This window comes from Parvimonas sp. M20 (assembly GCF_035282425.1).
Lineage (GTDB): Bacteria > Bacillota > Clostridia > Tissierellales > Peptoniphilaceae > Parvimonas.
Window position 1 is genome coordinate 1 of record NZ_JAYKBQ010000034.1, and the last position, 1,745, is coordinate 1,745.

The window sequence follows — 1,745 nt, forward strand, 5'->3', positions numbered from 1 at the left end:
AGCGGTTTTAGAAGCCGAAAAAATATGGGATAGTACATTAGAAGTCCCACCTGGATTTCATTTAACACCACAAGAAGTAAGGGATGCTTATATGGAAGGTGGAGTAACCTATAATACTACAGTAGAAAGAATAAAAAAAGAATTTGATCCAAAAGTAGACAAAGCGAAAGAAATAAATGAAAATTTTATAGAGTTATATGAAAAGGTAAATAAAACCATTGAAGAAATGTTGGCAAATGATGCACATCTAAAAAGGGATTATGATTTATGGATGAAAGAGATGAAATAAAAACAGGATTAAAAGACTTACTAGACGAGTTTAATATGAATAATTTATCAGAATTAATTTAACTAGGAGCTGACTATTATGGTCAGCTTTTAGTTAAAATTGATAAAAAACTGGAGTATAAAAAGATTTTTAATATTAATATAATTTAATGCTAGGAAGGTATAAAATGAAAAAAAGATATATTTTTGGGTTGATTGTAATTTTAATATTTAGTGTTTTTATGGCGTTTCGCATAAATAAAGATTGGGCTAAATATAAAGAAGAATTTAGAGAAAAACAAGAAAAAATCGCCCTATATTTTGTAAATAATTATGAATTAACAAATGGCGAAGAAATTAAAGAAATAAAAGTTTTAGGTTTAAGAAAAGATTATATGACTTGATATTGGCGTTGTACTCTTTTAATAAATGGCAAATCCAAAATTTCATTCACTTTAGATGATTATGAAACCTTAAAAATTGGTATTGTTGGATATCAAGGTAAAGAATTTAAAGAAATAAAACCACCAAAAAACAATACAAAATTAGAAGCAAAGATAGAATATTTTGAGGATTAGTTTATCTATGATATAATAATTATAGATGTATTTTAGATTTATTTTGAAATAGGGAGATATAAAATGAAAAAGATATATATTATAGGCTTAGTTATAATTTTAATAGGAGGTGTTTTTATGGCTTTTAGTTTAAATGGAAACAGAGCAAAACACAAGGAAGAATTTAGAGAAAGACAAGAAAGACTTGCCCTATATTTGATAAATAATTTCGAATTAACAAATGGTGAAGAAATAAAAGAAATAAAAATTACAAGTTACAGAAAAAATCATATGACAGGTATATGGGATTGTTCAATTTTAGTAAATGGAAAATATTATGTTACTATTTCAGAAATTTACGAAAGAAAAGAAATAGGTCTTGTTAGCTATAAAGGCGAAGACTTTAAAGATATAAAACCACCAAAAAATAATAATAAATTAGAAGCAAATATAGAATATTTTGAGGATTAGATTATGAGTGATACAAATATTACAGATTTAGATTATAGATGGATTTCACATGGAGTATATAATGTTAGAAAATCCAAAAAAGGAATTGATTCTCCCTTAGAAAAAGGAGAAATGGTAAAATCATTTAATAAAAATTTCAAAGTCTTAGAAGTACTAGACCATGAAAATGGAATGCAAGCAATGGCAGTTGCTCCAATAAAAAATGGAAAAGTGGATACAAAACATATTGTAATTGCTTATGCAGGAACTGATGAATGGAATGATATTGAAGCAGATGCTCAAATGATAGGATTTGGAAATACAGAAACACTGAATACAAGTTTTGGTTCGGGCAGATATAGTGAAATCCATGATGCTCAATCAAAGACTGCACTAGAATTTGCAGATAAGATAAAAGCAGAATATCCAGATTCTATAATAACTACAACGGGTCATTCGTTAGGTGAATCA

Annotated in this window: 4 protein-coding genes; all 4 read left to right on the forward strand. The window is 26.9% G+C overall.

What is annotated here, in order from left to right:
- The coding region (locus VJI93_RS08155) for a hypothetical protein (protein WP_324000427.1) at positions 1–289 on the forward strand (289 nt) is incomplete at its 5' end.
- A gap of 166 nt (positions 290–455) precedes the next feature.
- Positions 456–671 (forward strand): hypothetical protein, encoded by a 216-nt coding sequence (locus tag VJI93_RS08160; protein WP_324000426.1) that lies wholly within the window; start codon positions 456–458, stop codon positions 669–671.
- A gap of 237 nt (positions 672–908) precedes the next feature.
- Positions 909–1,295 (forward strand): hypothetical protein, encoded by a 387-nt coding sequence (locus VJI93_RS08165; RefSeq protein WP_324000425.1) that lies wholly within the window; start codon positions 909–911, stop codon positions 1,293–1,295.
- A 3-nt stretch (positions 1,296–1,298) separates the two neighbouring features.
- Positions 1,299–1,745: hypothetical protein (locus VJI93_RS08170; protein ID WP_324000424.1), on the forward strand; the 447-nt coding region annotated here is incomplete at its 3' end.